Here is a 3,454-nt window from a genome sequence, read left to right on the forward strand (position 1 = left end):
GGGCCTCGGTGAACAGCGGCACGTGCACCGCCATCTGGTCGCCGTCGAAGTCGGCATTGTAGGGGGCGCACACCAGCGGATGCAGCTGGATGGCCTTGCCTTCGGTGAGCACCGGCTCGAAAGCCTGGATGCCCAGACGATGCAGGGTGGGTGCCCGGTTGAGCATCACCGGGTGCTCCCGGATGACCTCCTCCAGGATGTCCCAGACCTCCGGCCGCTCCTGGTCCACCATCTTCTTGGCGGCCTTGATGGTGGTGGCGTGACCCCGACCCTCCAGCTTGTTGTAGATGAAGGGCTTGAACAGCTCCAAGGCCATTTTCTTGGGCAGCCCGCACTGGTGCAGCCGGAGCTCGGGCCCGACAACAATAACCGAACGTCCGGAATAATCCACCCGCTTGCCTAGCATGTTCTGGCGGAAGCGGCCCTGCTTGCCTTTGATCATGTCGGCCAGGGACTTGAGCGGGCGCTTGTTGGGCCCAGTCATGACCTTGCCGCGGCGGCCGTTGTCAAGCAGGGCGTCCACCGCCTCCTGGAGCATGCGCTTTTCGTTGCGCACGATGATCTCGGGCGCCTTGAGGTCGAGCAGGCGCTTGAGGCGATTGTTGCGGTTGATGACCCGCCGATACAGGTCGTTAAGGTCCGAGGTGGCGAAGCGGCCCCCGTCCAGGGGCACCAGCGGGCGCAGCTCCGGCGGGATCACCGGTAGCACCTCGAGGATCATCCATTCCGGGCGGTTCCCTGAGAAAAGGAAGCCCTCGACGGTCTTCAGGCGCTTGGCCAGTTTCTTGCGCTTGGCTTCGGAGCGGGTGTCCTCCAACTCCTGGCGCAGTTTTTCGGCCTCGGCGTCCAGGTCGATGGCCGCCAGCATGTCGCGGATCGCTTCGGCGCCCATCTGGGCACTGAACTCGTCGCCGTACTCCTCCATGGCGTCAAGGTACTGCTCGTCGGTTAGTAGCTGGCCGCGCTCCAGGGGCGTCATTCCGGGGTCGGAAACCACATAGGATTCGAAATACAGGACCCGCTCCAGGTCCTTGAGGGCCATGTCCAGCAGGAGGCCCATGCGCGAGGGCAGGGACTTGAGGAACCAGATATGGGCCACAGGGGCGGCGAGGTCGATGTGGCCCATGCGCTCACGGCGCACCTTGGACTGGATGACTTCCACACCGCACTTCTCGCACACCACACCGCGGTGCTTGAGCCGCTTGTACTTGCCGCAGTTGCATTCATAGTCCCGCACCGGGCCAAAGATCTTGGCGCAGAAAAGCCCGTCGCGCTCCGGCTTGAACGTCCGGTAGTTGATGGTCTCCGGCTTCTTCACTTCGCCGTAGGACCAGGACTGGATCCTATCGGGAGACGCGATGCCGATGCGCACCCCGTCAAATTCGAGCTGCTGAGAGCTCTGCTTAAACAGGTTCATGATGTCCTTCAAGGTCATCCTCCTTGGCGCGATAACGCCTGGAAGCAAACGGTGGGCCGGTGTTTTCCGGGTACCGGCCCGGCCCCCTTTGGCTCCGGGTGCGGGCTACTCCAGCTCGACGTCGATGGCCAGGGCCCGCAGCTCCCGCATCAGTACGTTGAAGGACTCCGGGATCCCGGGCTGGAAGTTGTCGTCGCCCTTGACCATGGCCTCGTAGGCGGCAGTCCGCCCGGCCACGTCGTCGGATTTGATGGTCAGCATCTCCTGCAGGGTGTAGGCGGCGCCGTACGCCTCCAGGGCCCACACCTCCATCTCGCCGAAGCGCTGCCCGCCGAACTGGGCCTTGCCGCCCAGCGGTTGCTGGGTGACCAGGGAATAGGGCCCGGTGGAGCGGGCGTGGATCTTGTCGTCCACCAGGTGATGGAGCTTCAGGATGTACATGTAGCCCACGGTCACCGGTCGATCGAAGCCCTCGCCAGTTCGCCCGTCGTACAGCGGCACCTGACCGGACTCGGGCAGCTCCGCCTTGCGCAGCATGCCCTTGATCTCCGTCTCGGAGGCGCCGTCGAAGACCGGCGTGGAGGTGGGCACGCCCTGGCGCAGGTTGTTGGCCAGGGTCTTGACCTCGTTGTCGCCCATCTCCTCGAGGGCCTGGCGCTCCTCCTCGTGGTCGTAGATCTCCTCGAGGAACTCGCGGAGGCCGTAGACGTTGCCGTTGTCATCGAGCATGTGGGCAATGTTCAGACCCAGCACCTTGGCGGCCCAGCCCAGGTGAGTCTCCAGTATCTGGCCGACATTCATACGGGAGGGCACGCCCAGCGGGCTGAGGACCACATCCACGGGGCTGCCGTCCTCCAGGAAGGGCATGTCTTCCTGGGGCAGGATCTTGGAGATCAGACCCTTGTTGCCGTGACGGCCGGCCATCTTGTCCCCGGGCTGCAGAGGCCGCTTCACGCCCACAAACACCTTGACCATCTTGAGCACGCCAGGGGACAGCTCGTCTCCGGAGGTCAGCTTGTCGCGCTTCTCCTCCAGCCGCTGCTCCAGCAGTGCGCGCTGCTCCTCGAGGTGCTCGCGGATCTTCTCCATCTGGTCGTTGACGTCCTCATTGCGCATCCGGATCTCGAACCAGCGGGCGCGCGGCAGACCCTGCAGGTAGGATTTGGTGACCTTCTTGCCCGACTCAAGGTCGGGACCGCCATCGGCCACCTTGCCCACCAGCAGATCCTCGAGGCGGGCGTAGGCGTCGTCCTCGACGATGCGGTGCTGGGTCTGCAGGTCCTTCTGGACCCGCTCCAGCTCGTCCTCCTCGATGGATTTGGCGCGGGCGTCCTTCTCTACCCCTTCGGCGGTGAAAACCTGGACGTCGATGACGGTGCCGTGGACGCCGGTGGAGGCCCGCAGGGAGGTGTCCTTCACGTCCGAGGCCTTCTCGCCGAAGATCGCCCGCAGCAGCTTCTCCTCGGGGGTGAGCTGGGTCTCGCCCTTGGGGGTGACCTTGCCCACCAGGATGTCGCCCGGGGTCACCTCGGCACCGATGCGGATGATGCCGGACTCGTCGAGGTCGCCCAGGGCCTCCTCGTTGACGTTGGGGATGTCCCGGGTGATCTCCTCGGTGCCCAGCTTGGTGTCGCGGGCCATCACCGAGAACGACTCCACGTGGACGGAGGTGAAGCGGTCCTCCTGGACCACCCGCTCCGACACCAGGATGGAGTCCTCGAAGTTGTAGCCGCCCCAGGCCATGAAGGCCACCTTCATGTTCTGGCCCAGGGCCAGCTCGCCCATATCGGTGCTCTGGCCGTCGGCCAGGACATCACCCGCCTCGATCCGCTCGCCCTGATGCACCAGCGGCTTCTGGTTGATCGAGGTGTTCTGGTTGGAGCGGCTGTACTTGATCAGGTTGTAGATGTCGACGCCGGGCTCGCCGGGGGCGGTCTCGTCGTCGCCTACCCGCACCACTACCCGCGAGGCGTCCACCGACTCCACGACGCCGCCGCGGCGGGCGGCCACCGCTACCCCGGAGTCCACGGCCACGCG

The 3,454-nt window shown here is 65.1% G+C and carries 1 protein-coding gene and 1 pseudogene; both read right to left on the minus strand.

Going from position 1 to position 3,454, the window contains the following annotated elements:
- Positions 1–1,417 (minus strand): annotated as a pseudogene (locus tag V5A19_RS14070) (DNA-directed RNA polymerase subunit beta'); the annotation flags it as partial.
- 105 nt (positions 1,418–1,522) lie between these two features.
- A partial coding sequence (gene rpoB / locus V5A19_RS14075) for a DNA-directed RNA polymerase subunit beta (protein ID WP_332327973.1) occupies positions 1,523–3,454 on the minus strand: 1,932 nt, incomplete at its 5' end.

This window comes from Thiohalorhabdus sp., assembly GCF_036628635.1.
GTDB lineage: Bacteria > Pseudomonadota > Gammaproteobacteria > Thiohalorhabdales > Thiohalorhabdaceae > Thiohalorhabdus.